The organism is Dermatophilaceae bacterium Soc4.6, from assembly GCA_039889245.1.
Taxonomy (GTDB): Bacteria; Actinomycetota; Actinomycetes; order Actinomycetales; family Dermatophilaceae; genus Lapillicoccus.
Genome location: JAZGVH010000002.1, coordinates 270,765 through 295,504, shown reverse-complemented (window position 1 = coordinate 295,504; position 24,740 = coordinate 270,765). Strand labels below are relative to the sequence as shown.

24 protein-coding genes are annotated in these 24,740 nt (G+C 72.3%); 16 read left to right on the top strand and 8 right to left on the bottom strand.

What is annotated here, in order from left to right; translation table 11 throughout:
• Window positions 1-75: 75 nt before the first annotated feature.
• Window positions 76-1,674 (top strand): ABC-F family ATP-binding cassette domain-containing protein, encoded by a 1,599-nt coding sequence (locus tag V3N99_01430; GenBank protein MEO3935394.1) that lies wholly within the window; start codon window positions 76-78, stop codon window positions 1,672-1,674.
• Here V3N99_01430 and V3N99_01425 read toward each other — a convergent pair.
• Window positions 1,671-2,468: a formate/nitrite transporter family protein gene (locus tag V3N99_01425; protein ID MEO3935393.1), complete on the bottom strand. Its 798-nt coding sequence runs from the start codon at window positions 2,466-2,468 to the stop codon at window positions 1,671-1,673. The two genes, V3N99_01430 and V3N99_01425, sit on opposite strands and share 4 nt — an antisense overlap.
• Before the next feature lie 113 nt (window positions 2,469-2,581).
• Between V3N99_01425 and V3N99_01420 the strand changes: the two genes are divergently transcribed.
• Entirely contained in the window at window positions 2,582-3,622 is a 1,041-nt protein-coding gene (locus V3N99_01420) for an alcohol dehydrogenase catalytic domain-containing protein (GenBank protein MEO3935392.1), read from the top strand.
• 43 nt (window positions 3,623-3,665) lie between these two features.
• On the opposite strand, the gene V3N99_01415 is transcribed toward V3N99_01420, so the two are convergent.
• The gene (locus V3N99_01415; GenBank protein ID MEO3935391.1) at window positions 3,666-4,106 is read right to left on the bottom strand and encodes an SRPBCC family protein; all 441 of its coding nucleotides are present in this window, start codon (window positions 4,104-4,106) and stop codon (window positions 3,666-3,668) included.
• A gap of 132 nt (window positions 4,107-4,238) precedes the next feature.
• The gene (locus tag V3N99_01410; GenBank protein MEO3935390.1) at window positions 4,239-4,535 is read right to left on the bottom strand and encodes a hypothetical protein; all 297 of its coding nucleotides are present in this window, start codon (window positions 4,533-4,535) and stop codon (window positions 4,239-4,241) included.
• 183 nt (window positions 4,536-4,718) lie between these two features.
• Here V3N99_01410 and V3N99_01405 point away from each other — a divergent pair, with 183 nt between their 5' ends.
• The 10 genes from V3N99_01405 (at window position 4,719) to V3N99_01360 (ending at window position 14,049) form a co-directional block, all read left to right on the top strand.
• The gene (locus V3N99_01405; protein MEO3935389.1) at window positions 4,719-6,428 is read left to right on the top strand and encodes a nitrite/sulfite reductase; all 1,710 of its coding nucleotides are present in this window, start codon (window positions 4,719-4,721) and stop codon (window positions 6,426-6,428) included.
• A 46-nt stretch (window positions 6,429-6,474) separates the two neighbouring features.
• Window positions 6,475-7,245 carry a phosphoadenylyl-sulfate reductase gene (locus tag V3N99_01400; GenBank protein MEO3935388.1) on the top strand — a complete coding sequence of 257 codons (771 nt, stop codon included), beginning with the start codon at window positions 6,475-6,477 and terminating at the stop codon, window positions 7,243-7,245.
• 87 nt (window positions 7,246-7,332) lie between these two features.
• Window positions 7,333-8,604: a uroporphyrinogen-III C-methyltransferase gene (gene cobA / locus V3N99_01395; protein MEO3935387.1), complete on the top strand. Its 1,272-nt coding sequence runs from the start codon at window positions 7,333-7,335 to the stop codon at window positions 8,602-8,604.
• Entirely contained in the window at window positions 8,601-9,395 is a 795-nt protein-coding gene (locus V3N99_01390; protein ID MEO3935386.1) for a CbiX/SirB N-terminal domain-containing protein, read from the top strand. The genes cobA and V3N99_01390 overlap by 4 nt, the downstream gene beginning before the upstream one ends.
• Window positions 9,396-9,407: 12 nt before the next feature.
• Window positions 9,408-9,614 (top strand): hypothetical protein, encoded by a 207-nt coding sequence (locus tag V3N99_01385; GenBank protein ID MEO3935385.1) that lies wholly within the window; start codon window positions 9,408-9,410, stop codon window positions 9,612-9,614.
• Window positions 9,615-9,703: 89 nt separating this feature from the next.
• Window positions 9,704-10,363 carry a DUF3105 domain-containing protein gene (locus V3N99_01380; GenBank protein ID MEO3935384.1) on the top strand — a complete coding sequence of 220 codons (660 nt, stop codon included), beginning with the start codon at window positions 9,704-9,706 and terminating at the stop codon, window positions 10,361-10,363.
• Entirely contained in the window at window positions 10,360-10,734 is a 375-nt protein-coding gene (locus tag V3N99_01375; protein MEO3935383.1) for a DUF305 domain-containing protein, read from the top strand. Before V3N99_01380 ends, V3N99_01375 begins: the two co-directional genes overlap by 4 nt.
• Window positions 10,652-11,056 carry a DUF305 domain-containing protein gene (locus V3N99_01370; protein MEO3935382.1) on the top strand — a complete coding sequence of 135 codons (405 nt, stop codon included), beginning with the start codon at window positions 10,652-10,654 and terminating at the stop codon, window positions 11,054-11,056. Before V3N99_01375 ends, V3N99_01370 begins: the two co-directional genes overlap by 83 nt.
• A gap of 62 nt (window positions 11,057-11,118) precedes the next feature.
• A complete protein-coding gene (locus tag V3N99_01365; GenBank protein ID MEO3935381.1) occupies window positions 11,119-11,979 on the top strand; it encodes an enoyl-CoA hydratase/isomerase family protein in 861 nt (286 codons plus the stop codon).
• Between the two features lie 111 nt (window positions 11,980-12,090).
• Window positions 12,091-14,049 carry an ABC transporter ATP-binding protein gene (locus tag V3N99_01360; GenBank protein ID MEO3935380.1) on the top strand — a complete coding sequence of 653 codons (1,959 nt, stop codon included), beginning with the start codon at window positions 12,091-12,093 and terminating at the stop codon, window positions 14,047-14,049.
• A gap of 111 nt (window positions 14,050-14,160) precedes the next feature.
• Here V3N99_01360 and V3N99_01355 read toward each other — a convergent pair whose 3' ends face one another.
• Entirely contained in the window at window positions 14,161-15,078 is a 918-nt protein-coding gene (locus V3N99_01355; GenBank protein ID MEO3935379.1) for an SURF1 family protein, read from the bottom strand.
• 58 nt (window positions 15,079-15,136) lie between these two features.
• On the opposite strand from V3N99_01355, the gene moaA reads away from it, so the two are divergent.
• Window positions 15,137-16,174 carry a GTP 3',8-cyclase MoaA gene (moaA, locus tag V3N99_01350; GenBank protein ID MEO3935378.1) on the top strand — a complete coding sequence of 346 codons (1,038 nt, stop codon included), beginning with the start codon at window positions 15,137-15,139 and terminating at the stop codon, window positions 16,172-16,174.
• On the opposite strand, the gene V3N99_01345 is transcribed toward moaA, so the two are convergent.
• Together V3N99_01345 and V3N99_01340 are read right to left on the bottom strand one after the other, a co-directional pair.
• Window positions 16,171-16,398 (bottom strand): hypothetical protein, encoded by a 228-nt coding sequence (locus V3N99_01345; GenBank protein ID MEO3935377.1) that lies wholly within the window; start codon window positions 16,396-16,398, stop codon window positions 16,171-16,173. The genes moaA and V3N99_01345 overlap by 4 nt on opposite strands.
• Window positions 16,373-16,780, bottom strand: coding sequence for a DUF3099 domain-containing protein (locus V3N99_01340; GenBank protein MEO3935376.1), 408 nt, complete (start codon window positions 16,778-16,780; stop codon window positions 16,373-16,375). Before V3N99_01340 ends, V3N99_01345 begins: the two co-directional genes overlap by 26 nt.
• 166 nt (window positions 16,781-16,946) lie before the next feature.
• Here V3N99_01340 and fabG point away from each other — a divergent pair, with 166 nt between their 5' ends.
• Genes fabG through V3N99_01325 form a run of 3 tightly spaced genes read left to right on the top strand, consistent with a single transcriptional unit; the run spans window position 16,947 to window position 20,811 of the window.
• Complete coding sequence (fabG, locus tag V3N99_01335) at window positions 16,947-17,696, top strand: 3-oxoacyl-ACP reductase FabG (protein MEO3935375.1); 750 nt, start codon at window positions 16,947-16,949, stop codon at window positions 17,694-17,696.
• 51 nt (window positions 17,697-17,747) lie between these two features.
• On the top strand, window positions 17,748-18,509 hold the full coding sequence (fabI, locus tag V3N99_01330) for an enoyl-ACP reductase FabI (GenBank protein ID MEO3935374.1): 762 nt from the start codon (window positions 17,748-17,750) through the stop codon (window positions 18,507-18,509).
• Between the two features lie 7 nt (window positions 18,510-18,516).
• Entirely contained in the window at window positions 18,517-20,811 is a 2,295-nt protein-coding gene (locus V3N99_01325) for a tetratricopeptide repeat protein (protein MEO3935373.1), read from the top strand.
• 21 nt (window positions 20,812-20,832) lie between these two features.
• Here V3N99_01325 and cphA read toward each other — a convergent pair whose 3' ends face one another.
• Together cphA and V3N99_01315 are read right to left on the bottom strand one after the other, a co-directional pair.
• A complete protein-coding gene (gene cphA, locus V3N99_01320; GenBank protein ID MEO3935372.1) occupies window positions 20,833-23,787 on the bottom strand; it encodes a cyanophycin synthetase in 2,955 nt (984 codons plus the stop codon).
• A 35-nt stretch (window positions 23,788-23,822) separates the two neighbouring features.
• Window positions 23,823-24,734, bottom strand: coding sequence for a cyanophycinase (locus V3N99_01315; protein ID MEO3935371.1), 912 nt, complete (start codon window positions 24,732-24,734; stop codon window positions 23,823-23,825).
• Between the last annotated feature and the right edge of the window lie 6 nt (window positions 24,735-24,740).

The window sequence follows — 24,740 nt, the reverse complement described above, 5'->3', positions numbered from 1 at the left end:
CGTGACGTGCATTGGCAGGCTCCCGCCGATGCGAGCATCCTGCGCCCGCGACACCCCGCAGATCGAAGGACCGCCGTGATCACCGCCACCGGGATCGAGCTGCGTGCTGGCCCCCGACTCCTGCTCGACAACGCCTCCTTCCGGATCGCCGAGGGCGACCGCATCGGGCTCGTCGGCCGCAACGGTGCCGGCAAGACCACGCTGACCAAGGTGCTCGCCGGCGAGGGGCAGCCCGCTGCCGGGACGGTCACCTCGTCCGGCGAGGTGGGCTACCTACCTCAGGACCCCCGCACCGGCGACATGGACGTGCTGGCCCGTGACCGCATCCTCGCCGCCCGCGGCCTCGACACGATCATCCGCAACCTGCGCGACACCGAGAAGGCCATGGCCTCCGAGGACGAGGCCGTTCACGAGAAGGCGATGCGCCGATACGGACGCCTCGACGACGAGTTCACTGCGGCGGGCGGGTATGCCGCCGAGTCCGAGGCGGCCACCATCGCCAGTGCGCTGGCCCTCGAGGAGCGGATCCTCTCCCAGCCCATGCACACCCTCTCCGGTGGCCAGCGCCGGCGGGTCGAGCTCTCGCGCATCCTCTTCTCCGGCGCCAAGACGCTGCTGCTCGACGAGCCGACCAACCACCTCGACGCCGACTCGATCCTGTGGCTGCGTGACTACCTGCGCTCGTACAAGGGCGGGCTGGTCATCATCAGCCACGACGTCGAGATGCTCGACTCGGTCGTCAACCGGGTCTTCCACCTCGACGCCAACCGCGCCGAGGTCGACATCTACAACATCGGCTGGAAGACCTACCTCAACCAGCGCGAGACCGACGAGCGTCGCCGCAAGCGCGAGCGGCAGAACGCCGAGAAGAAGGCCGGGGTGCTGATGGCCCAGGCCGACAAGATGCGGGCCAAGGCGACCAAGGCGGTGGCGGCGCAGAACATGGCCCGTCGGGCCGAGAAGCTGCTGGCGGGCATCGAGGGCGAGCGGGTGCAGGACAAGGTGGCCAAGCTGCGCTTCCCGAAGCCCGCCGCCTGCGGCAAGACGCCGCTGCGGGCGTCGGGCCTGTCGCGCTCCTACGGCTCGCTCGAGATCTTCACCGACGTCGACCTGGCGATCGACCGTGGCTCACGGGTCGTCGTGCTCGGCCTCAACGGCGCGGGGAAGACCACGCTGCTGCGGATGCTGGCCGGGGTCGATGCTCCTGACACGGGTGAGATCGAGGCCGGGCACGGTCTCAAGCTCGGCTACTACGCCCAGGAGCACGAGAACCTCGACATCGACCGCACCGTCCTCGAGAACATGAAGTCGTCGGCCCCCGAGCTCGGCGAGACCGAGGTCCGCAAGACCCTCGGCTCGTTCCTCTTCTCGGGCGACGACGTCCTCAAGCCGGCCCGGGTGCTGTCGGGCGGCGAGAAGACGCGTCTCTCACTGGCCATGCTGGTGGTCTCGGCGGCCAACGTGCTCCTGCTCGACGAGCCGACCAACAACCTCGACCCGGCCTCTCGCGCCGAGATCCTCGGGGCCCTGTCGACCTACGAGGGTGCCGTCGTGCTCGTCACCCACGACGAGGGGGCGGTGCTCGCCCTCGAGCCGGAGAAGATCCTGCTGCTCCCGGACGGGGTCGAAGACCTGTGGGGCCCCGACTACCTCGACCTGATCACGCTCGCCTAGTCGTCCTGGTGGGAGGCGGACTGCGCCTTCTCCACGATCTTGTCGCGGCTGCGCACCAGACGGGTGGCGGTCACGAGCAGGATGCCGCCCGCCATGTTGGCGAGGGCGACCCACCACTCGAAGCCCAGCCAGTCGCCGTAGGTGACCCGCCCGGCGCCGGTGAGGATCGCGCCGAAGAGCAGCAGGGCGTCGAGCACCGAGTGCAGGACCCCGGTGCCCGCGACGACGAAGGCGATGGCCACGGTGGCCACGACCTTCGCCATCTCGTCCTCGGTGCCGTTGTGCATACGGGTCATCAGCGTCAGGGCGGCGCCGGCCAGCACGGCGAGCGCCAGCGGGCTCCAGCCGATCGAGGTGGAGGCGTACTCCTCGCCGCGCTCGAGCAGCAGGTCGTGCAGCTCGGGCAGGCCCGTCACGATCAGCAGCATGGCCACCCAGCCGCCCACGAGGTTGCCGGCGAAGGTGCCTGCCCACAGTCGCAGCAGCTGGCTGACGGTGCCCTCCTTGGCGACCACCGTCGTCACGGGGACGAGGAAGCCCTCGGTGAAGAGCTCGCTGTGCCCCAGCTGCATGGCCAGCAGGCCGATCGAGAAGGCCAGGGCCCCGAGCAGGTGGTTGCCGGTCTCGTGCTCGACGACGAGCATGGCCAGCACCCCGAAGCCGAGCTCGCCGCCGGCGACCGCCCCGGTCAGCAGCTGCTGGGGGAAGCTGCGGTGCAGGCGGGGCTTTCCCAGCTCGACGATGCGGTCGACCGCGTCCTCGAGCTCGTCCTCACGGATGTCGTGCTCGCTCATGACGCGATCCTGCCTCACCGGGGCCGTCGCCGTCCGGGAGGATGGGTAGCAGATCCCCGGGCCCCGACCGCGGCGCGGGCGGTCTCGAGACGACGAGGAAGGGCGGTGGGACCGTGCGCGCGGTGCTCTACACGGGCTACGGGCAGGTCCCGGGGCTGACGACGGTGCCCGACCCGGAGCCACCCGACGGGGGTGTCGTGGTCGCCGTCGAGGCGACTGGGGTGTGTCGCTCGGACTGGCACGCCTGGAGTGGGCACGACCCCGTCACGCTGCCGCACGTGCCGGGGCACGAGCTCGCCGGCCGGGTCGCGCAGGTGGGCCGCGGGGTGCGGCGGTGGCGGGTCGGGGACCGGGTCACGGTGCCGTTCGTCTGCGGCTGCGGGCGGTGTGCCTACTGCCGGGCCGGGGACGCCCAGGTCTGCCCCGAGCAGACGCAGCCGGGGTTCACCCACTGGGGCTCCTTCGCCGACCTGGTGGTCCTGCACGCCGCGGACACCAACCTCGTCGCGCTGCCCGACTCGGTCGACCCGGTGACGGCTGCCGCCCTCGGATGCCGCTTCGCCACGTCCTACCGCGCCCTCACCGCCCATGGCGGTCTGCAGCCCGGTCAGTGGCTCGCGGTGCAGGGGGCCGGTGGCGTGGGCCTCTCCGCCGTGCTGATCGGGGTCGCCCTCGGGGCCCGGGTCGTCGTCGCCGACCCCTCGGGCGCCGCGCGTGAGCTGGCGACCTCGCTGGGCGCCGAGGTCGTGCTCGATCCGGGCACGACCGACGTGGTCGAGGGCGTCGTCGAGGTGACCGGAGGCGGCGCCCACGTCGGGGTGGACGCCCTCGGGTCCGCAGCCACCGCGGCCGGCTCGGTGCGCGCGTTGCGGCGTCGCGGCCGCCACGTGCAGGTGGGGTTGCTCTTCGGGGCCGACGCGACACCGCCGCTGCCGATGGACCGGGTCGTCGCGTGGGAGCTGTCGGTGCACGGCTCGCACGGCATGGCCGCCTGCGACTACCCGCCGATGCTCGACCTGGTGGCTGCTGGCCGGTTGGACCCCCGGCGCCTCGTCGGTGAGGTCGTGGGCCTCGACGCGGCGGGGGCGGCCCTGGCGGCCATGAGCGCGCCCGCCTCGCGCCCGGGCCTGACCGTGGTCGACCTGAGGCGCTGAGGTCCGGCGCCAGGGCTCCGAGGGAGCGTCGGCGTCGGTGGCCTCAGGCGCTCGGCAGGGCGTTCAGCACCGTCGTCATCTGCTCCTCGGTGTCGCTGGCGAGCTTCTCGAACACCAGCTTCATGACGGGTGTGGCCAGCTTGGCCGCGCCGTGCATCTCGAGCTCGGCCGTGTAGGTGATCTCCGACCCGGTGCCGACCGGGACGACCGTGATCGTGTCGGTCGAGGTGGAGGAGTCGTTCTCGCCGACCAGCACGATGTGGTCCGGAGCCTTCTCGCGCAGCGTATAGGTCAGCTCGGTGGTCACGCCGACAACGGTCGAGACGTTGTGCCAGCTCGTCCCGACCTCGACGGGTCCGGCGCCGTTCTGACGGCAGGTCTCGGTGCCGGGGTCCCACTGGGGCGCGTTGCCGAAGTCAGCGAGGTAGTCGAGCACCTGCTGCGGCGGCGGGGTGACGGTGAAGGTGCGTGAGACTGTCGGCACGGGGGCTCCCGGGTTCTCGGGTGGGTGGGCGAGCGGCCCGCCGTGGCGGCAGACCCTGACTCGTCCTACCCGCCGGCCCCTCACGGCAACCCGCCCGGCCCCGGTGCGGGCCTGGTGACGGGCCCGGTGCCCTCAGCGGGTCGTCGGCGGGCGAGTGCCGTCGCGTACCGGCAGGGCGCGTCCAGCGATGTTGCGCCCGGGGATGGCCCCGGGGGTGGTGCTCCGAGCGGGGATGACGGGGCCGACGGGGCTCACAGGGCTCGTGGAGCGCACGGGGCGCGGCCCCGGCTCGGTCCCCGGCTGGACCGCCGTGGGCGAGAGGAGCTCGGCCGCGAGTGACTCCAGGCCGGCCATCGAGGCGCGCGCCGCCAGACGGGCATACGCGTAGTCGCCGTGCCGGCTGCGGTACTGGTCCGTGGTGCTGGACATCGATGGGGCCTCTCGCAGGAGCGGATCTGACCTCGTCAGCATAGAGCCGGATCAGCCTTCCGGGGGGCGATTCCCGACTTACGGTGATTTCATATCATCCGTTCAGCTAGGTCATAACGCCACGTACGATTTCGGATAATGGACAGTTATGCGAAACCGGTCGACAGACCGCAAACTCGTGAGGTGACCTCCCCGGCTACCCCGACCCCCGACCCCTCGACCCCTGCCACCGTCCGCCCGCAGCGCCGGGCCGGGCAGCCGACCGGGGCGTGGGCCGACGGAGACCGGACCCCCCTGAACCACAACGAGGCGTTCAAGCAGGACGACGACGGCCTCAACGTGCGTCAACGCATCATCGACACCTACAGCCGTGAGGGGTTCGGCTCGATCCTCGACGACGACCTGCGCGGCCGGATGCGGTGGTGGGGGCTCTACACCCAGCGCAAGCCCGGCATCGACGGGGGCAGGACCGCCACCCTCGAGGCCGCCGAGCTCGACGACGAGTACTTCATGCTGCGGATCCGGTCCGACGGCGGCGCCCTCTCGGGTGAGCAGCTGCGCACCATCGCCGGCATCAGCACCGAGTTCGCGCGGGGCACCGCCGACGTCACCGACCGGCAGAACATCCAGCTGCACTGGATCCGCATCGAGGACGTACCCGAGATCTGGGACCGCCTCGAGGCGGTCCGCCTGATGACCACGCAGGCCTGCGGCGACACCCCCCGCGTCATCCTCGGCTCACCGGTCGCCGGCATCGACGCCGACGAGATCCTCGACGGCACACCGGCCCTCGAGGCCATCCGCGACCGCTACATCGGCGACCCGGAGTTCTCCAACCTGCCCCGCAAGTTCAAGACCGCGATCTCCGGCAGCCCCAGCCTCGACGTCACCCACGAGGCCAACGACATCTCGTTCGTCGGTGTCGACCACCCCCAGCACGGCCCGGGCTTCGACGTGTGGGTCGGTGGCGGGCTCTCGACCAACCCGATCTTCGCCCAGCGACTCGGCGTGTGGGTGCCGCTGGAGGAGGTGCCGGAGGTCTGGAAGGGCGTCGTGTCGATCTTCCGCGACCACGGCTACCGGCGCCTGCGCGCCAAGGCCCGGCTGAAGTTCCTCGTCGCCGAGTGGGGCCCCGAGAAGTTCCGGCAGGTGCTCGAGCGCGACTACCTCGGGCGAGCCCTCCTCGACGGCCCTCCTCCGGCGGACCCGGGCTCGCGTCGGCGTGACCACGTCGGTGTGCACCGCCAGAAGGACGGCCGCTACTGGGTCGGCGTCGCTCCTGTCGCCGGGCGCATCAGCGGCGAGACCCTTGTGCGCCTCGCCGACCTGGCCTCGACCCACGGGTCGGGTCGGGTGCGCCTGACAGCCCAGCAGAAGCTCCTGGTCCTCGACGTCCCGCAGTCGCAGACCGCTGCCCTCACCGCCGCCCTGGAGGAGATCGGTCTCACGAGCGAGCCGAGCGAGTTCCGCCGGGGGGTCCTGGCCTGCACGGGCATCGAGTTCTGCAAGCTCGCCCTCGTCGAGACGAAGGCCCTCGCCCGCACGACCGTCGACGAGCTCGAGAAGCGGCTGCCGGGTTTCGACTCGCCCTTCACGCTCCACGTCAACGGGTGCCCCAACTCGTGCGCCCGGTTCCAGGTCGCCGACGTCGGGCTCAAGGGCCTGATCATGCAGGACGAGCAGGGCCAGGACGTCGAGGGCTTCCAGGTACACCTCGGTGGCAGCATCGGCGCCGATGCCCAGCTCGCCCGCAAGACGCGCCAGCTGCGGGTCACCGCCGACGAGCTCCCCGACTACGTCGAGCGGCTCGGTCGTCGCTACCTCGACCAGCGCGAGGCTGCCGAGCCCTTCGCCCAGTGGGCCCGCCGCGTCGACGAGGCGCACCTGCGATGAGCCGGCCCGCGACCCACCTGACCCGCCCGACCCGAGGAGGCACCCCGTGACCGTCACGATCACCCGAGGACGCACCGGCGAGCAGTGCCGGCCGGGGACCCTGCGCGCGCTCGTGGCCGAGGGCACCGAGATGGTCGGCGACCGGGGGCCGGGGCTCGAGCCGACCACCTACGAGGAGCGGGTCGAGATGGCCCGGCGGGCGCTGCGCTGGGCCCAGGAGACCTTCGGTGAGGCGCTCACCGTGGCGAGCTCGATGGGTGACACGGTGATGGCCCACCTCGCCGGCACGACCATCCCCGGGGTCGACGTGTTCTTCCTCGACACCGGCTACCACTTCGCCGAGACCATCGGCACCCGCGACGCCTACGACGCCATGATGCCAATCAACGTGCGCACCGTCCTGCCCCTGCTGAGCGTGAAGCAGCAGGACGTCGAGCACGGTCCGCAGCTGCACGACCGCGACCCCGACCTGTGCTGCAGGATGCGCAAGGTCGAGCCGCTCCAGCGGGCCCTGAAGGGTCGGCAGGCCTGGGTGAGCGGCCTGCGCCGCGACGAGTCCGACACGCGGGCCGCGACGCCCGTCATCGGCTACGACGAGAAGCGCCAGATGGTCAAGGTCAACCCGCTGGCGACCTGGACCCACGACGACGTCTCCCGCTTCATCGCCGAGGAGGGGGTCTTCGAGAACCCCCTCAAGAGCGAGGGCTACCCCTCGATCGGCTGCGGACCGTGCACGCGCGCCGTCCGTCCCGGAGAGGACGAGCGCGCCGGTCGCTGGGCCGGGCGGGCCAAGACCGAGTGCGGTCTGCACACCTGATGGTCGGCCCACGACCCTCACGGCGGGTGGCGCGAGGCGTGAGCGCACGGTCGCACGCACGAAACACCCGGTCAGGACAATGGGCTCGTGGCTGACAGCTCTCGCGGATACCCCCTGACCCTCGATCTGCGCGGTCGACGCGTGCTCGTCGTCGGCGGCGGACCGGTCGCGACCCGTCGGGCTCTGGCTCTGGTCGAGTCCGGCGCCGCCGTGGAGGTCGTGGCACCCGAGGCGACGACCGACCTCGTGGCGGCAGCGGCCGGCGGCCGTCTGGCGTGGCACGCCCGGGCCTTCGCAGCCGGCGACGCCGTGCGCCCCGGTCGGGCCTGGCTCGTGCACACGGCCACCGGCACCGACGTCGACGCGCAGGTCGCCGCCGACTGCGACCGCGACGGGGTGTGGTGCGTGCGCGCCGACGACGCGGCCGAGTCCCGTGCGTGGACCCCCGCGGTGGCCCGCGGCGGCCTGGGGACCCCGGCCGAGGGACTGCTCGTCGCGGTCAGCGGTGGGGGTGACCCCCGCCGGGCTGCGGCGGTGCGTGACGCCGTCGCCGCGGGTCTCGAGAGCGGCACGCTGCCCGTCCGTCGGGTCCGGCGCCGCGAGCAAGCGGCCGACCACGTCGGCCGGGTCCACCTCGTCGGGGGCGGCCCCGGCTCGCCCGGGCTGATCACCGTGCGCGGGCGGGCGCTGCTCGCGGCCGCCGACGTCGTCGTCGTCGACCGCCTCGGGCCCCGCGACATGCTCGACACGCTCTCGCCGGACGTGGAGGTCGTCGATGTCGGCAAGACACCGCGCCACCACCCGATCCCGCAGGAGCGCATCAACGAGCTCCTCGTCGAGCACGCCCTCGCGGGCAAGGACGTCGTGCGGCTCAAGGGCGGCGACCCCTTCGTGCTCGGCCGAGGAGGTGAGGAGGCGCTGCACTGCGCCCTCAACGGTGTGCCCGTGGAGGTCGTGCCCGGGGTCACCTCCGCCATCTCGGTGCCCGCGGCGGCCGGCATACCGGTCACCCAGCGGGGGATCACGGCCTCCTTCGTCGTCGCGTCGGCGCACGAGGGAGCAGGGGCCGCTCTCGAGGCCCTGAGGGACGCCCCCGTGTCGTCGACCCTCGTGCTGCTGATGGGGATCACCACGCTGAGGGACACCGCCGAGCAGCTGATCTCCTCCGGCCGGTCGCCCCAGACACCCGTCGCCTTCGTCGAGTCGGGGTGGACACCGGCCCAGCGCACGACGGTCACGACCCTCGAGAAGGCGGCCGACATCGCCGAGCAGGAGGACGTGGCGGCCCCGGCGGTCATCGTCATCGGGGAGGTCGTGCGGCTGCGCGACCAGCTCGGCGACCTGCGGGGGGTCTCGTGATCCCCGGAGAGGATGACGATGCGATCGTCATCCTGGCGCACGGCTCCCCCGACCCGCGCCACGCGGCGGCGGTCGAGGCCATCACGGGCCGGGTGCGGCAGATCGTGGGCGCGCGGGCCGTCCACACGGCCTACCTCGACCACCACGGCCCGTCGGCGACGGAGGTCGCCGCCGTGGCGACCGGGGGGGTCCTGACCCCGCTGCTCCTCACCCGGGCGACCCACATCCGCGACGACGTGCCCGTCGCCGCACGCGACATGGACGACCTCGGCCGCGGCCGCTACGTCGTGGCCGGCGCCCTCGGGCCCGACGAGCAGCTCTTCCGCGCCTGCGAGGAGCTGCTGGCGCGGTCGGGGTGGGCAGCACGACCCGAGACGGCCGTCGTCCTCTTCGCCGGCGGGTCGTCGGCGCGCGAGGCCATCTCGGCCATCGGCGACAGTGCGCAGCAGCGGGCCAGCCGCGGCTGGGGTCCGTGGACGGTCGCCGCGCTCGCGGGGGGCGAGCCGGTGGACGTCGTCGTGGGCCGGTTGCGCGCCGACCCGGCCGTCGGACAGGTCGTGGTGGTCTCCTACATGGTGGCCGACGGCATCCTGCGCGACCGCATGCTCGCGGCCTGCGACGAGCTGGGGGTCCCCATGGCCGCGGGGACCCTCGGTGACACCGACCTGCTCGCCCAGCTGCTGGTGCGCCGCGCTGACGAGGCACTGCGTGTCGACCGGTCGCAGGAGCCCGGCAGCGATCCCCACGTCGTCGCGACCTCGAGGCGCAGCGGGGACAGCAGCTCCTCATAGGGCCCAGCGAGCGTGTGGAGGTCGGTCCACCTCCACGCAGGCGAGGGCGGCGGCCCGGTCGACACCGGCGAGGTCGAGGGTCTCGGGCCGACGGTCGTCGACGACGACGTCGACGACGACGACCCTGACCCCGGCACCCACGAGCTGTTCCACCACCCTCAGCCCCTCGTCGTGCAGGCCGCAGGTCACGCACGTCAGCCGCAGGTGTCCCCGGTGTGAGCTGCCGTCGGGCACCATGGTGGCTCCTGCGACGTTGACCCGGTCGGTGGCCGGACGACGGCCCGCGACGCCCCGTGACGAGGAGAACCATGCCCCGCCCCATCAGGTCCACCGACGCCCCGGCCGGGACGGCTCGGGAGAAGGCCGCTGCCCTGCGCCGTGAGCACGAGGCGAGCGAGCGCCGACGCACGCGTCTGATCTTCGTGGCTGCGGCCGTCGTCGTCGTGCTCGTGGCCGGTGTCGTCACCTTCGCCGTGCTGCGCGAGCGGGCGAACCGTCCGAGCCTCGCTGACGTGAAGACCTACACGGTGCAGCAGGGTCATACGCCCTCCGCCGTGACCTACGCGCAGACACCACCTGCGGGCGGCGAGCACGCCCCGGTCTGGCTCAACTGCGGGGTCTACACCTCGCCGGTGCGCAACGAGAACGCCGTCCACGCGATGGAGCACGGTGCGGTGTGGGTCACCTACCGCCCCGACCTGCCCGCTGCCGACGTCGACGCGCTCAAGGCCGCCATTCCCGACACCTACATGGTGCTGTCGCCGTATGCCGGGCTGCCGGCCCCCGTCGTCGCCTCCGCCTGGGGCAAGCAGCTGCTGCTGACCGGTGCCGACGACCCGCGGCTGGCGGCCTTCATCAAGGCCTACCGCCAGGGTCCGCAGACCCCTGAGCCAGGCGCCGCCTGCACCGGGGGCACCGACGGTGCGAGCGGCCCCGCCCCGGGCCCGGTGGGCCCGGTCGGCCCATGACCTCGGACCCCGCGAGGGTGGGCTCGTCGGCGGCGGGGGGTCGTCGAGCCGTGGTCCTCGCGGTGGCCCTGCTCGCGCTCGCGGTGGCGTTCGTGGCCGGCGGTCAGCTCCTGCGGCCGGGCACCCCGTCCGACACCAGTGCCGAGGCCGGGTTCGCGCGCGACATGCAGACGCACCACAACCAGGCCGTGGAGATGGCGCTCGTCGTGCGCGAGAAGAGCACCGAGCCGGTGCTGCGCTCCGTGGCCTACGACCATCGCGACGAGCCAGAGCCAGCAGTCGGGGCAGATGTTCGCCTGGCTGCGCCTGTGGGGGCTGAGCCAGACCTCGTCGGAGCGGGCCATGACCTGGATGGCCGGAGAGCAGGGTGATCACGGCGGCATGACGGGGAGGTCGCCGGGCGCCGCCTCCGGCAGCACCTCGATGCTGCTGCCCGACGGCCGGATGCCGGGCATGGCGTCGGCCACCGACCTGGCCCGGCTGGGTGCGGCCAGCGGCCGCGACGCCGAGGTGCTGTTCCTCCGGCTGATGGTCGTGCATCACCGCGCCGGTGTGGTGATGGCCCAGGCCGCCCAGTCGCGCTCCGCTCGCCCCGAGGTGCTGGTCCTGGCCCAGAGCATCGTCGTCGCCCAGACGGCGGAGATCTCGCAGATGGACGACCTGCTCGTCGCCCGGGGGTCCGAGGCCGCCTGACCGTCGTCCCGCCGCCCCCCGCCGTGGGCGCGGACGTGCGGGGACGCGGCTAGCCTGACGAGGTGACCGACACCGTCTTCGCCGCTGACCCCGTCTCCGCCGCCGACCCGGCGGTCGCAGCCACGACGCCGCACCCGTGGCTGCGGGTGGAACGCCGGGGCGCCGTGCAGACGGTCACCCTGGCCAACCCCAGCCAGCGCAACGCGATGACACCGAGCCTGTGGCGGGCCCTCGGGCAGGTCGCCGCCGACACGCCCGACGAGGTCCGCGTGGTCGTCCTGCGCGGCGACGGCCGGTCCTTCTGCGCCGGGCTTCACCGCCAGATGCTGACGGCGGAGGGGATCGAGGGCGAGGACGACATGCTCGCCGTCGCGGAGAGGGGCGAGCAGCACGCGGAGGCGATGATCGAGGAGTTCCAGCGCGGCTTCACCCGGTGGGCCGAGCTGTCCGCCGTGGTGGTCGCCGGCGTGCAGGGCCACGCCATCGGTGGCGGTTTCCAGCTGGCCCTGGCGGCCGACCTGCGGGTGGCGACCGACGACGTGCAGCTCGCCATGCGCGAGACCAGCCTCGGCATGGTGCCCGACCTCGCGGGAACGAGCCCGTTGGTGCAGCTCGTGGGCGTGTCGAGGGCGCTCGAGATCTGTGCCACCGGGCGCCTGGTCGGGGCGGTCGAGGCCCGCGAGATGGGTCTGGTCAACCTCGTCGTGCCGACCGGTGAGCTCGATGCGGGGGTCGAGCAGGTGGTCGGCGGGCTGCTGGCCGCGCCCGATCTCGCGCTGCGGGCCCTGAAGCCGCTGCTCCGGGCGGCCGTGACGTCGACCCCGTCGCAGCAGCAGGCGGCCGAGCGTGCGGCCAACGCCCGGTTGCTGGCCACCATGGCGCGGGTCGCGACGGGCGACGACGCCCCGTCCGGCCAGGAATAGCCGACCGCGCGGCATACGTTGCCTGCCTGCCTGCTGGCGGGCGCAGCACTGGGCCGCAGACGGTCACGAGCAACGAGCTGAGGAGGGGATGACGTGAGTCACTCCGGCTGGATGATGATGCGGTCGCTCTCGAGCGACGACTCCGTCAAGGACGTCTCGCTGGCGCCCGGTACGTCGCGTCGGGTGATGGGCTACGGGCGGCCCTACGTGGGTCCGCTGCTCGGGTTCCTGCTCATCGTGGTGGTCGACTCGGTGGTGCTCGTCGCGTCGCCCCTGCTGCTGCGCGACATCATCGACAACGGGGTGACCCCCCGGGACTCCTCGGTGGTCGTGCGGCTCTCGCTCGTGGTCGCGGCCCTGTCGGTGGTCGACGCGGGCCTGACGGTCTGGCAGCGGTGGTACTCCGCGAGGATCGGTGAGGGCCTGATCTACGACCTGCGGTCGGAGGTCTTCGGGCACGTGCTGCGCCAGCCCATCGCCTTCTTCACCCGGGCCCAGACCGGCTCCCTCGTGAGCCGGCTCAACTCCGACGTGATCGGTGCCCAGTCCGCCTTCACGACCGTGCTCTCCAGCGTGGTCAGCAACGTCGTGTCGCTCGCGCTGATCGTGGTCGCGATGCTCACCCTCTCGTGGCAGCTGACGCTGGCGGCGCTGCTGCTGGTGCCCTTCTTCATCGTGCCGGCCAAGATCATGGGCAAGCGCCTGGCCGCGCTGTCCTACCAGCAGATGAGCCTCAACGCCGAGATGGGCACCCGCATGACCGAGCGGTTCAACGTCGCGGGGGCGCTGCTGGTCAAGCTCTTCGGCGACCCGCGCCGCGAGGACGAGGAGTATGCCGTGCGCGCCGCCTCGGTGCGCGACTCCGGCATCAAGATCGCCATGAACCGCACCGTCTTCCTCGTGGCCCTGTCACTGGTGGCGTCGCTGGCCACGGCGATGGTCTACGGCTTCGGGGGGGTGATGGCGGTCAACGGGACCCTCACCGTCGGGACCCTGCTCGCGCTGGCCGCACTGCTCGCCCGTCTCTACGCCCCGCTGACCGCGCTGTCCAACGTGCGGGTCGACATCATGACGGCCCTGGTGTCGTTTGCCCGGGTCTTCGAGGTGCTCGACCTCCAGCCCCTGGTGCGCGAGGCCGAGGAGCCGGTCGCCCTCCCGGACGGACCGCTCGGGGTGCGGCTGTCGCACGTGGCCTTCCGCTACCCGTCGGCCGACGAGGTGTCGCTGGCCTCGCTCGAGTCGACCAGCAGCGGTGACCGCGGAGCCAGCGCCACGGTCCTGCACGACGTGTCGTTCGTCGCCGAGCCGGGGCAGCTGGTGGCCCTGGTCGGGCCGAGCGGCGCGGGCAAGACCACCATCACCTCCCTGGTGTCCCGGCTCTACGACCCGACCTCCGGCTCGGTCCTCCTGGGCGGTGTGGACGCGCGCGCCGTGTCCTCCCGGGCCCTGCGTGACGCGGTGGGTGTCGTGACCCAGGAAGCGCACCTCTTCCACGACACGATCCGTGCCAACCTGGCCTACGTGCGCCCCGAGGCCACCGAGGCGCAGATGTGGGAGGCCATCACGGCCGCCCAGGTCCGTCCCCTCGTCGAGGCCCTGCCCGCCGGTCTCGACACCGTCGTGGGCGACCGCGGCCACCGTCTGTCCGGAGGGGAGAAGCAGCGTCTCGCCATCGCCCGGCTGCTGCTCAAGGGGCCACGGGTCGTGGTGCTCGACGAGGCCACCGCCCACCTCGACTCCGAGTCGGAGGCGGCTGTTCAGCGCGCCCTCGACGTCGCCCTCGAGGGGCGCACCTCGCTGGTCATCGCCCACCGCCTGTCCACGGTGCGCGGCGCCGACCAGATCCTCGTGGTGGACGGCGGCCGCGTGGTCGAGCACGGCACCCACCGTGAGCTGCTCGAGGCCGGTGGCCTCTACAGCGACCTGTACGAGACCCAGTTCGCCACCGGCGTCGCCGTGCTCGACGAGGTCGACGAGGTCGACGAGGTCGACGAGGTCGACGAGGTCGACGAGGTCGACGAGGTGCCGTCCGCGCCCGAGGTCGAGCTGGCTTCGGGGCCAGCACACTGAGCTGCGGCCGCTGATCGGGGTGGGCGCCCACCGTCCGCTGCCGGTCGACGTGCTGAGCGACGTCGTGCGCCGTCGCGCCGACGAGGTCGACGCGGCCCCCGACCGGACGCGCTAGGAGTCCTCCTCGTCCCAGATGCGCACCTTCTTGGCTTTCACCGGCTTGGCCCGCTTGGCCGGCTGGTCAGCGCCGTAGGCGGGGCGGCCGGCCGGGACGAGCTGACGAGGAGCCGTCGCGACGAGGTCGAGACCGTCTGTGCCGCTGCCGGCGCCGTCGAGCTCGTCCCGCCGCTCCTGACGGTCGACCTTCAGGCGGTACCCGTAGAAGACGAACCCGAAGGCCGAGAACAGCCACCACTGGAAGGCGTAGGCCTGGTTGGTGCCGAGATCGGTGTCCGGTGGCTCGAGGTCGGCCGGGCGGGCCGGGGTGGCCCCGGAGCCGGTGCGCTCCGACTCGAGCACGAGGTAGGTCGGCAGGACAGGGCTGCCGATCTGCCCCTCGACGTCGGCGATGGCGATGCTGGCCAGCTGGCCACGCGGCAGGTCACGGCCGAGCGACGGCTCCGGTCGCCGCAGCCAGCCCTGCACGGTGACGGTGCCGCCCGGGGCGGATGGCACCGGGGGGAGCTGGGCTGCCGTGTCGGCGTTCTGCACCCAGCCCCGGTCGACCAGCAGGCGCCGTGTCGACCCCCCCGCGGTGGCGCCCGGTGTGAGCGTCAAGGGCACGAGGACCTCGAGGCCCGGCGACCCGCCCTGCACGCGGTTGCGCACCAGGAGCTGGTCGGCCGCGTCGTAGGTGCCCGTCGCGGTCACCCGGGTCCACTCACCGGACTCGGTGAGCGGGAGGCGGTCCACCAGGCCGCCCAGGTCGACGGCGGGGGCACTGTAGTTCGTGGTGACGGCGTCGGCGCGCAGCAGCTTGTCCTCGTACTTCCCCCACTGCCACCGGCCGAGGAAGACGCAGGCCACGGCGAAGGCTGCGGCGACGACGAGAGCCAGCAGCCAACGGGGGGACAGGACGGTGCGTGCCACGCAACGACGGTACGCGCCTCACCACCTGACCTAAGGTGGAGGGGTGACGAACCTCCCGATGCCGCGAGTCCGCGTCCCTTCCCTCCTGCCTGAGCCGCCGGAGCAGGCCGGTGCGGGGATGGTCGACACCTTCGGCCGGGTCGCCCGTGATCTGCGGGTGTCCGTCACCGACCGGTGCAACCTGCGCTGCACCTACTGCATGCCTGCCGAGGGTCTGCCGTGGATGCCGAAGACCGAGATGCTCACCGACGAGGAGCTGCTGCGCGTCGTCGGGGTGTTCGTCGGTCTGGGGGTGCGCCAGGTGCGGCTCACGGGGGGCGAGCCGCTCCTGCGCCGCAGCATCGTCGACGTCGTCGCGGGCATCACCGCCCTGCGCCCGCGCCCTCAGGTGGCGATGACGACGAACGGCATCGGGCTGTCCAGGCTGGCCATCCCGCTGGCCGAGGCGGGCCTCGACCGGGTCAACGTCAGCCTCGACACGATCGACCCCGAGGTCTTCGCCCAGCTGACGCTGCGCGACCGCCTGGGCGACGTGGAGAAGGGTCTGGCGGCCGCGGTCGAGGCGGGTCTGACCCCCGTGAAGGTCAACGCGGTCGCCATGCGAGGGGTGAACGACCACGCGGTGGCCGACGTGCTGTCGTGGTGCCTCGACCGTGGCTACGAGCTGAGGTTCATCGAGCAGATGCCTCTCGACGCCCAGCACAGCTGGGACCGTGACGCGATGATCTCGGCCGACGAGCTGCGCGAGCGGCTGTCGAGCCGCTTCACCCTGGAGGCGGTGCCCGGTCGGGGGAGCGCACCCGCGGAGCGCTTCCTCGTTGACGGCGGTCCGGCGACGGTCGGCATCATCGCCAGCGTCTCCGAGCCGTTCTGCGCCGCCTGCGACCGCACCCGGCTGACCGCCGACGGACAGGTGCGCAACTGCCTCTTCAGCGAGCAGGAGACCGACCTGCGCGGCCCTCTGCGAGAGGGCGCGACCGATGCGGAGCTCGCGGGGCTGATCCGCGGCGAGATGTGGCGCAAGGCACGCGGACACGGCATCGGGGATCCCGACTTCCAGCAGCCGAGCCGGCCCATGTCGGCCATCGGCGGCTAGTGCTGCCCGGGCTCCAGCGCCTCGACGGGCACCGTGTCACGCAGGAAGCCGCGCAACGAGAGGAACTCCCCCAGGGAGACCACGTGATCGGGGCACGCGAGCCAGACCTTGCGTCGCTCGACCGTGTGCAGCCTCGGGTTGTTCCACAGCAGCGCAGAGGTCGCGTCCGAGCGGCAGGCCCGGGCGCTGCACCGCAGCTCAGTCGCGCGAGGCGCTGACGTCATGCTGACCCGTCGACCCGTCCACCACAGGGCCGTCGTCGATGGTCCCGGTCAGGGCCCGCGTCTGCTTGGAGCGCGGGTCGACCCGGGTCACCGTGCCGCCCGTGCGGGGGCCGACGGCGTTGGCCAGGACGACCGCGATGTAGGGCAGGATCACCGCGCCCGCGACGAAGGTCCACCGGAGCCAGCCGGTGGTGACGATGGCGAGGACGAAGCAGATGCCGCGCAGCCCCATGGCCGTCAGGTAGCGGCGGGCACGGTCGGCGCGGTCGGCCGACACCGATGACGGGACGTCCGTGACGGACTGCACCGGGTGCGGCTGGGAGGAGGGATGATGGGGCCCGGCGTCGCGTGACTCACGCGTCGGGGTGTGGTATTCGGGCACCCTCCAAGCCTACGTCGCGCCTGACCCACTCGCTGGTCCGCCCAGGCCTCTCGCGCCCGCGCACGGGGAGTGTGTTGCGTCATACCCGGGGGTAGTGGGCTAGGTTCGTCAACGCACCTCCGGCGCCCCGCCGCCGCACCCCCTCCCGCACCGGAAGCGAGCATCGATGACCGACACCCCGACGACCGTCAGCAACCCGGAGGCCGCGGCGCCGCAACGGGTCCTGGTGACGGGGGGCAACCGGGGCATCGGCCTGGCCATCGCCCGGGCGATGTCGGCCCAGGGCGACGAGGTCGTCATCACCCACCGCTCGGGCAAGCCCCCCGAGGGGCTGCGCGGCGTCCTGTGCGAGGTCACCTCGACCGACTCGGTCAACGCCGCGTTCGACCAGGCCGAGAAGATCCTCGGTGGCCCCGTCGAGGTGCTGATCTGCAACGCCGGCATCACACGCGACGGGCTGATCATGCGCATGTCGGACGCCGACTTCGACTCCGTGATCGAGACCAACCTCTCGGGCGCGTTCAAGTGCAGCCGTCGGGCGGTCAAGGGCATGATCCGGGCCCGGCACGGTCGCATCGTCTTCGTCAGCAGCGTGTCCGGCTTCTCCGGCGCCCCCGGGCAGGCCAACTACGCCGCCAGCAAGTCGGGTCTGGTGGGCATGGCCCGATCCATCGCCCGCGAGCTCGGCTCCCGGGGGATCACGGCCAACGTCATCGCCCCCGGCTTCATCGACACCGACATGACCGCCGAGCTGACCGACGAGGTCCGCGCCGGCTACATGTCCAGCATCCCCATGGGCCGCTTCGCCTCGGTCGAGGAGGTGACCGGGGTGGTCCGCTTCCTCGCGAGCCCCGACTCGGCCTACATCACCGGTGCGGTGATCCCCGTCGACGGCGGTCTCGGCATGGGCCACTGAGCTCCCTACCGCCACCTGCACACCACCCCGAACCGACACCAAGGACCTGACATGGGCATCCTCGAGGGCAAGCGCCTTCTCATCACCGGCGTCCTGATGGACTCCTCCATCGCCTTCCACATCGCCAAGGTGGCCCAGGAGGAGGGAGCACAGGTCGTGCTCACGTCCTTCGGTCGCACGATGAAGATCACCTCCACCATCGCCAAGCGGCTGCCGACGACGCCGCCGGTCATCGAGCTCGACGTGTCGAACCAGGACGACCTCGACAGCCTGGCCGAGCGGCTCACGGAGCACGTCGACGGCCTCGACGGGGTGGTCCACTCGATCGGTTTCGCGCCCCCCGGTGCCTTCAACTTCATGGAGGGCACGTGGGACGACGTCGCCACCGCCGTGCAGATCTCGGCCTTCTCGCTCAAGAGCCTCGCGGTCGCGGCGCTGCCGCTGATGGCTCCCGGCGGCAGCGTCGTCGGTCTCACCTTCGACGCGAAGTTCGCCTGGCCGGTCTACGACTGGATGGGCGTGGCCAAGGCCGCGTTCGAGGCGACCAACCGCTACCTCGCGCGCGACCTGGGGGCGAAGGGCATCCGCTCCAACCTCGTCTCGGCGGGCCCGATCCGCACGACGGCGGCCAAGTCGATCCCGGGCTTCGAGCAGTTCGAGGCCGTATGGAGCGACCGTGCCCCCCTGGGCTGGGACCTCGCCGACCCCGTGCCCGCCGCCCGCGCCTGCGTGGCGCTGCTCAGCGACTGGTTCCCCGCGACGACGGGCGAGATCGTCCACGTCGACGGCGGGGTCCACGCCATGGGGCAGTGACGCCGGCGTGACCGACCAGCTGCCGACCGACCCCGCACCGGCGGTGACGGTCTCGGAGGTGCGGGTGCTCGACGGACCCAACCTCTACTTCACCCGCCCGGCGGTCAAGGTCAGCCTCCGGCTGCCCGGCTACCTCGCCCTGGACCGTCGTGGGGCGGTCGACCTGGCCAAGCGGCTGGGGCTGGGGGCGTCGAGCCCCGGCAAGCCCGGCACCGCGCAGCGTCAGCGTTTCGTGATGCGTCTCGCGGCCCACGTGACCCGTCGCGTGGCCGACGGCCTCGGGATCAGCCGCATGACCGTGCGGGCCCGTGCGGGCCAGGGCGTCGACGAGATCGTCGTGGCCGTGCCCTGGCGCCATCGCGAGTGGGGTCGCGCCACCGGTGAGGAGCTGGGCCCGCTGCTGAGCGAGCTCCTGCTGGCCGATCCCGACGACCCGCAGGCGGCCGACGACATCGTCGAGGCGGCAGCCGAGCGGATCCGCGAGCTGGAGCCGGGTGAGTCGAGCCAGGTCATCACCCCGCAGGTGCCGGTCGCCTCGATCACGGGAACCAACGGCAAGACCACCACCACCCGCATCGTGGCCCACGTGGCGATGACCGCCGGATACGTCACGGCCTGGAGCTCGACCTCGGGGGTCGTCGTGATGGGCGAGACCACCGAGCCCGGTGACTACTCCGGCCCCGGTGGGGCGCGCTCGGTCCTGTCCACGCCCGGCCTGGAGATCGGCGTCCTGGAGACGGCGCGCGGGGGGCTGCTGCTGCGCGGGATGGGTGTGGCGAGCAACGACGTCAGCGTCGTCACCAACGTCTCGGCCGACCACCTCGGACTGCAGGGCATCGACACGCTCGACCAGCTCGCCGAGGTCAAGGCCATCGTCACCACCGTCACCAAGCCCGACGGCTGGGTCGTGCTCAACGGTGACGACCCGCGCGTCTGGGCGATGCGGCACCGGATCAAGGCGCGTCCGTGGGCGTTCAGCCTCGACCCCGACTCTCCGGCCCTGCGCGAGGCCCTGACCGTCGGCGGGCGCGGGATCACGATCCTCGACGGAGACATCGTGGTGCTCACCCGCGGCAAGGACCCCGACCGGCTGGCCCGCATCGTCGACGTGCCGGTGACGCTGTCGGGCCTGTCGCACTTCAACATCGCCAACGCCCTCGCGGCCGCAGCGGCGGCGCTGGGCCTCGGTATGCCGCGGGCCGCCGTGGTCGAGGGCCTGCGCACCTTCGCCCCCGACCCGGTGCTCAACGAGGGCCGGCTCAACACCTACTCGATGCCGCTCGCGTCCTTCGCCCCCGCCGAGGTCGCCGGGGAGGCCGTCGAGGGGGCCGACCGCGGCAGCGCCACGGTGATCCTCGACATGGCGCACAACGAGGCCGGGCTCGAGGCGCTGCTCGAGGTCGCCGGCGGTCTGCGGGCCCCCGGTGGGCGGGTCCACCTCGGCCTCGGTGCCACGGGTGACCGGCCCGACGAGGCCATCGAGGGTCTCGGCGAGATCGCTGGCAAGCTGGCCGACCGGGTGGTGATCGCCCACAAGCCGAAGTACCTGCGCGGTCGCACGGTCGACGACATCGACTCGCACCTGCGGGCCGGGCTCGCCCGGGTGGGCACGGTCGACGTCGAGAGCTTCCCCCACGAGATCGACGGTCTGGCAGCGATCCTGCCGGAAGTGCGGGCCGGCGACGTCGTCGCCTTCATGGCCCACGACCAGCGCCCGCAGTGCGCCGCCTGGCTGGCCGAGCACGGCGCGACCCCCGACGATGCCCGCTCCATCAGGCGCAAGGTGATCGAGGCACGGGGTGAGCACGAGCTCGATGCCGAGATGGCGCAGCTCTGGTCCCTCGACGACGACCACGCCCGCGTCGAGCGTTTCCGGGTGCTGGCCCAGGAGCGTCCTCGCGACCACCGGATGACCTTCGAGCTGGCCAGTGCCCTCGACCGGGCAGGCCTCGAGGCCGAGGCGATCCCGTTGTACCGCAAGGTGATCGCGTCAGGGCTGCGCGAGCCGTTCCGACACCGGGCGCAGCTGCAGGCGGCCTCCAGCCTGCGCGTCGTGGGTGAGACCGACGAGGCCCTCTCGCTGCTTGACGAGGTCGCCCTCAGCCAGCCGCGGAGCGCGGCCGCCGCCGCGTTCCGGGCACTCACGCTGGCCGACACCGGCCGGGAGCGGGAGGCGGTCGCCGACCTGCTCGACGCGCTGGTCGACCACTCTCCCGACGAGGACACCACGGCCTACCGGGTCTCGTTGCGGGCGTATGCCGAGCAGCTGCGTGAGAGGGCCCACGCAGACCAGGATTCCTAGGACGGCGTCCTGGGCGACGGGCTAGACGATCCCGGACTCGCGGTCCGGCTCCTGCGAGCGGCGGATGCGCTTGCCGTCGCTCGGCAGGGGCTCGTCGTCGAGATAGGGCTGGCTGTCGGTCGTCTGCGGCGACCCCTGGCCCGACGAGCCGAGCGCCTCCTCCTCGGCCTCGGTCCCTTCGGTGCTCGCGGTCTGCGACAGCTCGACGGGGTCGAGGTCGGGGTCGCCGGCGAGCAGACCGCTGTGCGACCCGGCCTGGGCCCACGACGTGCGGCTCTCGAGCTCGGAGAGCACCTCGGCGTGCTGGTCGACGCACATCACCACGAGGTCGCCGGGGTTCGCGCGGGCCATGACGTGGCTGACGGCGGTGATCTCGTCGAGCACCGTCTCGACCTGGCGGCAGCGGGCGCCGTCGGCCATCGCCCGGCGCACCCCCTCGGCGACGAGCTCGGCGGTCTCACCGGTGGCGCGGCCGCGCAGGCGCTGGTCCTCGCGGACGACGATGACGTCGAAGTGCCTGGCCGCGACCTCGCCGAGCTCGCGCATGTCGTCGTCGCGGCGGTCACCGGCGGCCCCGATCATGCCGATGCGTGACATCTTCAGCTCGGAGCGACCCTCCTGCTGCAGACCGTAGGCATCGACGAACTGGCCGAGGGCGCGCATACCAGCAGCGTTGTGGCAGTAGTCGATGAAGACCTCGACGTTGCCGATCATGACCTGGTTCATCCGTCCGGGGGACAGGTAGTAGCTGGTCGTGAAGGTGCGCAGGCCCTGGCGGATGTCGTGCAGCGGCGCGCCCGCCGCGAAGGCGGCACCGGTCGCGGCCAGAGCGTTGGCGACGTTGAAGCGCGCCGTGCCCCCGAAGGTCGCGGGGAGCAGGTGGGTCCACGCGAGCTGCATGCTGCGCCGACCGTGGCGGATGACGATCATGTCGCCCCGCTCGGTCTGCTCCAGCACGACGGCACGCCCGCCGCGCCGGCAGGCCCTCTCGATGAAGTCGCGGCTCTCGCTGCCGGGGTACTCCAGGGAGAACCACACGATCTCACCGGAGCAGCGTCGACGCATCGCGCGCACGTTGGGGTCGTCGGCGTTGAGCACGGCGAAGCCGTCGCGGGGCACGGCCTCGACGACGACGGCCTTGACGGCGGCGAGCTGCTCGAGGGTGTTGATGCCCCGCAGCCCGAGGTGGTCGGCGTCGACGTTGGTGACGACGGCGACGTCGTTGCGGTCGTAGCCAAGACCCTCGCGGATGATGCCGCCGCGGGCGACCTCCATGACGGTGAAGTCGACCCGGGGGTTCTGCAGCACCATCCGGGCCGACTTCGGGCCCGAGGCGTCGGCCCTGATGACGAGGCGCTCGTCGATGACGATGCCGTCGGTCGAGGTCATGCCGACCTTGCGCCCGAGACCCTTGAAGATGTGGGCGATCATCCGCGAGGTCGTCGTCTTCCCGTTGGTGCCGGTCACCGCGACGATCGGCACCCGTGACGGCGTGCCCGGCGGGAAGAGCAGGTCGACGACCGGCTTGGCCACGAACTGCGGGACGCCCACGGTCGGGTGGGTGTGCATGCGGAATCCGGGAGCAGCGTTGACCTCGCAGATCGCTCCGCCCGTCTCGCGCACCGGCGAGGCGATGTCGGGTGCGATGAAGTCGATGCCGGCGACGTCGAGCCCGACCATGCGGGCGGCCTCCTCGGCGATCTCGACGTTGTCCGGGTGGGCGTCGAAGGTGCGGTCGATCGAGATGCCACCGGTCGACATGTTGCCGGTCAGGGCGAGCTTGACCATCTCACCGACGGGCGGCACCGACTCGAGTGACCAGCCAGCGTCGGCCAGCACCGCCTGGGCGGCCGCGTCGACCTTGATCTTGGTCAGCACCTTCTCGTGGCCCACACCCCGGCGTGGATCGGCGTTCGTGGTCTCGACCAGCTGGGCCACCGTGTGCTCCCCGTCGCCGATGACGTGGGCCGGCACGCGCTCGGCGATGGCGACCATGTGCCCGCCGACGATGAGGCAGCGGTAGTCGCGACCGGTGACGAAGGACTCGACGATGAGGGTGCCACGCCGCGACTCGGGCTTGGCGACGTCATACGCCTTCTCGACGTCCTCGACCGACTGGAGGTCGAGGCACACGCCTCGACCGTGGTTGCCGTCGAGGGGCTTGAGGACCACGGGGAAGCCGATGCGCTGGGCCGCCTCGACGGCACCCTGCACGGTGCGCACGGTCTCCTGCTTGGGGACGGGGAGCCCGGCCGACGCCAGTAGGGTGCCCGTCAGGTCCTTGTCGCTCGCGATGTCGACCGCGAGGGCCCCGGTCCTCGAGGTCATCGTGGCCCGGATCCGCTGCTGGTGGACGCCTTGCCCGAGCTGGACCAGGGAGGCGCTGTTGAGCCGGAAGTAGGGGATGTCACGGCTCACCGCCTCCTCGATGATCGCGGCCGTCGACGGGCCGAACGCGGTGCGCTGCGCGAGGCGCAGGAAGGTGTCGAGCTCGATGTCGAAGTCGAAGTCCGCCTCCGGCTCGACGAGGTGGTTGACCAGCCGGACGGCGAGCCGACCCGCCGCCAGACCGACCGTCTCGTCGGTGAAGCCGTAGATGACGTTGTAGTGCCCCGCACGCCCGCGCACGGCGCGGGTCTTGCCCCGGCGCTGGTCCTGCCCGGCCTCGGTCTGCAGCTGGAGCGCGACGTGCTCGGCGACGTGCCCCAGCCAGGTGCCCTCCTCGAGCCGCTCGACGAAGCCACCGGCATGACCGCGTGAGCAGCTGTGGCGGTGAAGGCCCGGCAGGGCGGCGACCAGCCCCTCGGTGAAGCCGGGGAGGGTGTCGGTGGGGTAGCCCTCGAGCACGCCGAGGTCGACGACGAGGTGGATCGCCTGCTCGTAGGACCACAGGTTGGGCCCGCGGTACACCCGGGACTCGGTGATGCTGACGTCCGGGGTCGGCGGACCGGTCGGGGTGGGTCGTGCTGCGGCCACGGGGGGTCTCCTGGGATGGGTGCGGACGCGAGGGTTCAGCTGGTTGCGGTCGTGAGGGTCGTGGTGGCGGCGGGCGTGCGCTCCCGGGCCGACGCGCTGCCGGCGTCCTTGTCCTGGTGCCGCTCGACGAACCCGACGAGGGTGGCCTGCTTGAGGTCGAAGGTGGCGCCGGCCGGGAGGGTGTGGACCACGGCGCCCGAGACGAGCAGCGGTGCTCCGCGACGCGCGTCGGGGGCGTCGGTCACGGCGGCCCGCCCGTCGAGGACGAAGACGGCCCGCGCCCCGAGGACCGTCATGAGCCGCTCGTCGTGGATCTCGACCGCGGTGTTCTCGTCGATGCCCACCCCGAGCAGGTGGGGGGAGTTCGCGATGATCGACATCAGGCGACCGTAGCGGCCTCGCTGGTCGAAGTGCTGGTCGAGCACGATGTCGTCGATGAAGCCGAGGCCGCCGGTGAGCTGGCTCATCCGCTGTCGCGGGGTGAGCCGCTCCTCGCCCATCGAGATCATGTGCCGGCTCATGATCGAGGCCCCGGCGGACGTGCCCGCGATGACCGCACCGCGCTGGTAGGCCGCGTGCATCGCCGCACCCACGGGCGTACCGGGGTAGAACTGGCTCAGCTTGAGCTGGCTGCCACCCGAGAGGAAGACTCCCGTCGCGTCGTCGAGCCGGGCCACGAGCTCGGGGTCGTGAGCCTCCTGCCGCGAGGTGGCGTGCACGACGCGGATGTCGGGCCCGGCCGTGAGCCGGGTGAAGGCGGCCGTGTATCCCTCGACGACCTCGTCCACGAACGACGAGGCGGTCGGCACGATGACGATGCGCGAGGACCGGCCGCCCGCGAGCCTGACGAAGCGCTTGAGGATGGTCGAGGTGCCGACCTTGTCCTCGGCGCCACCGATCACCAGCAGGGTGCGGGGGCGGGGCTTGGGGGCCTTCCGTGTCGCCATCGCCCA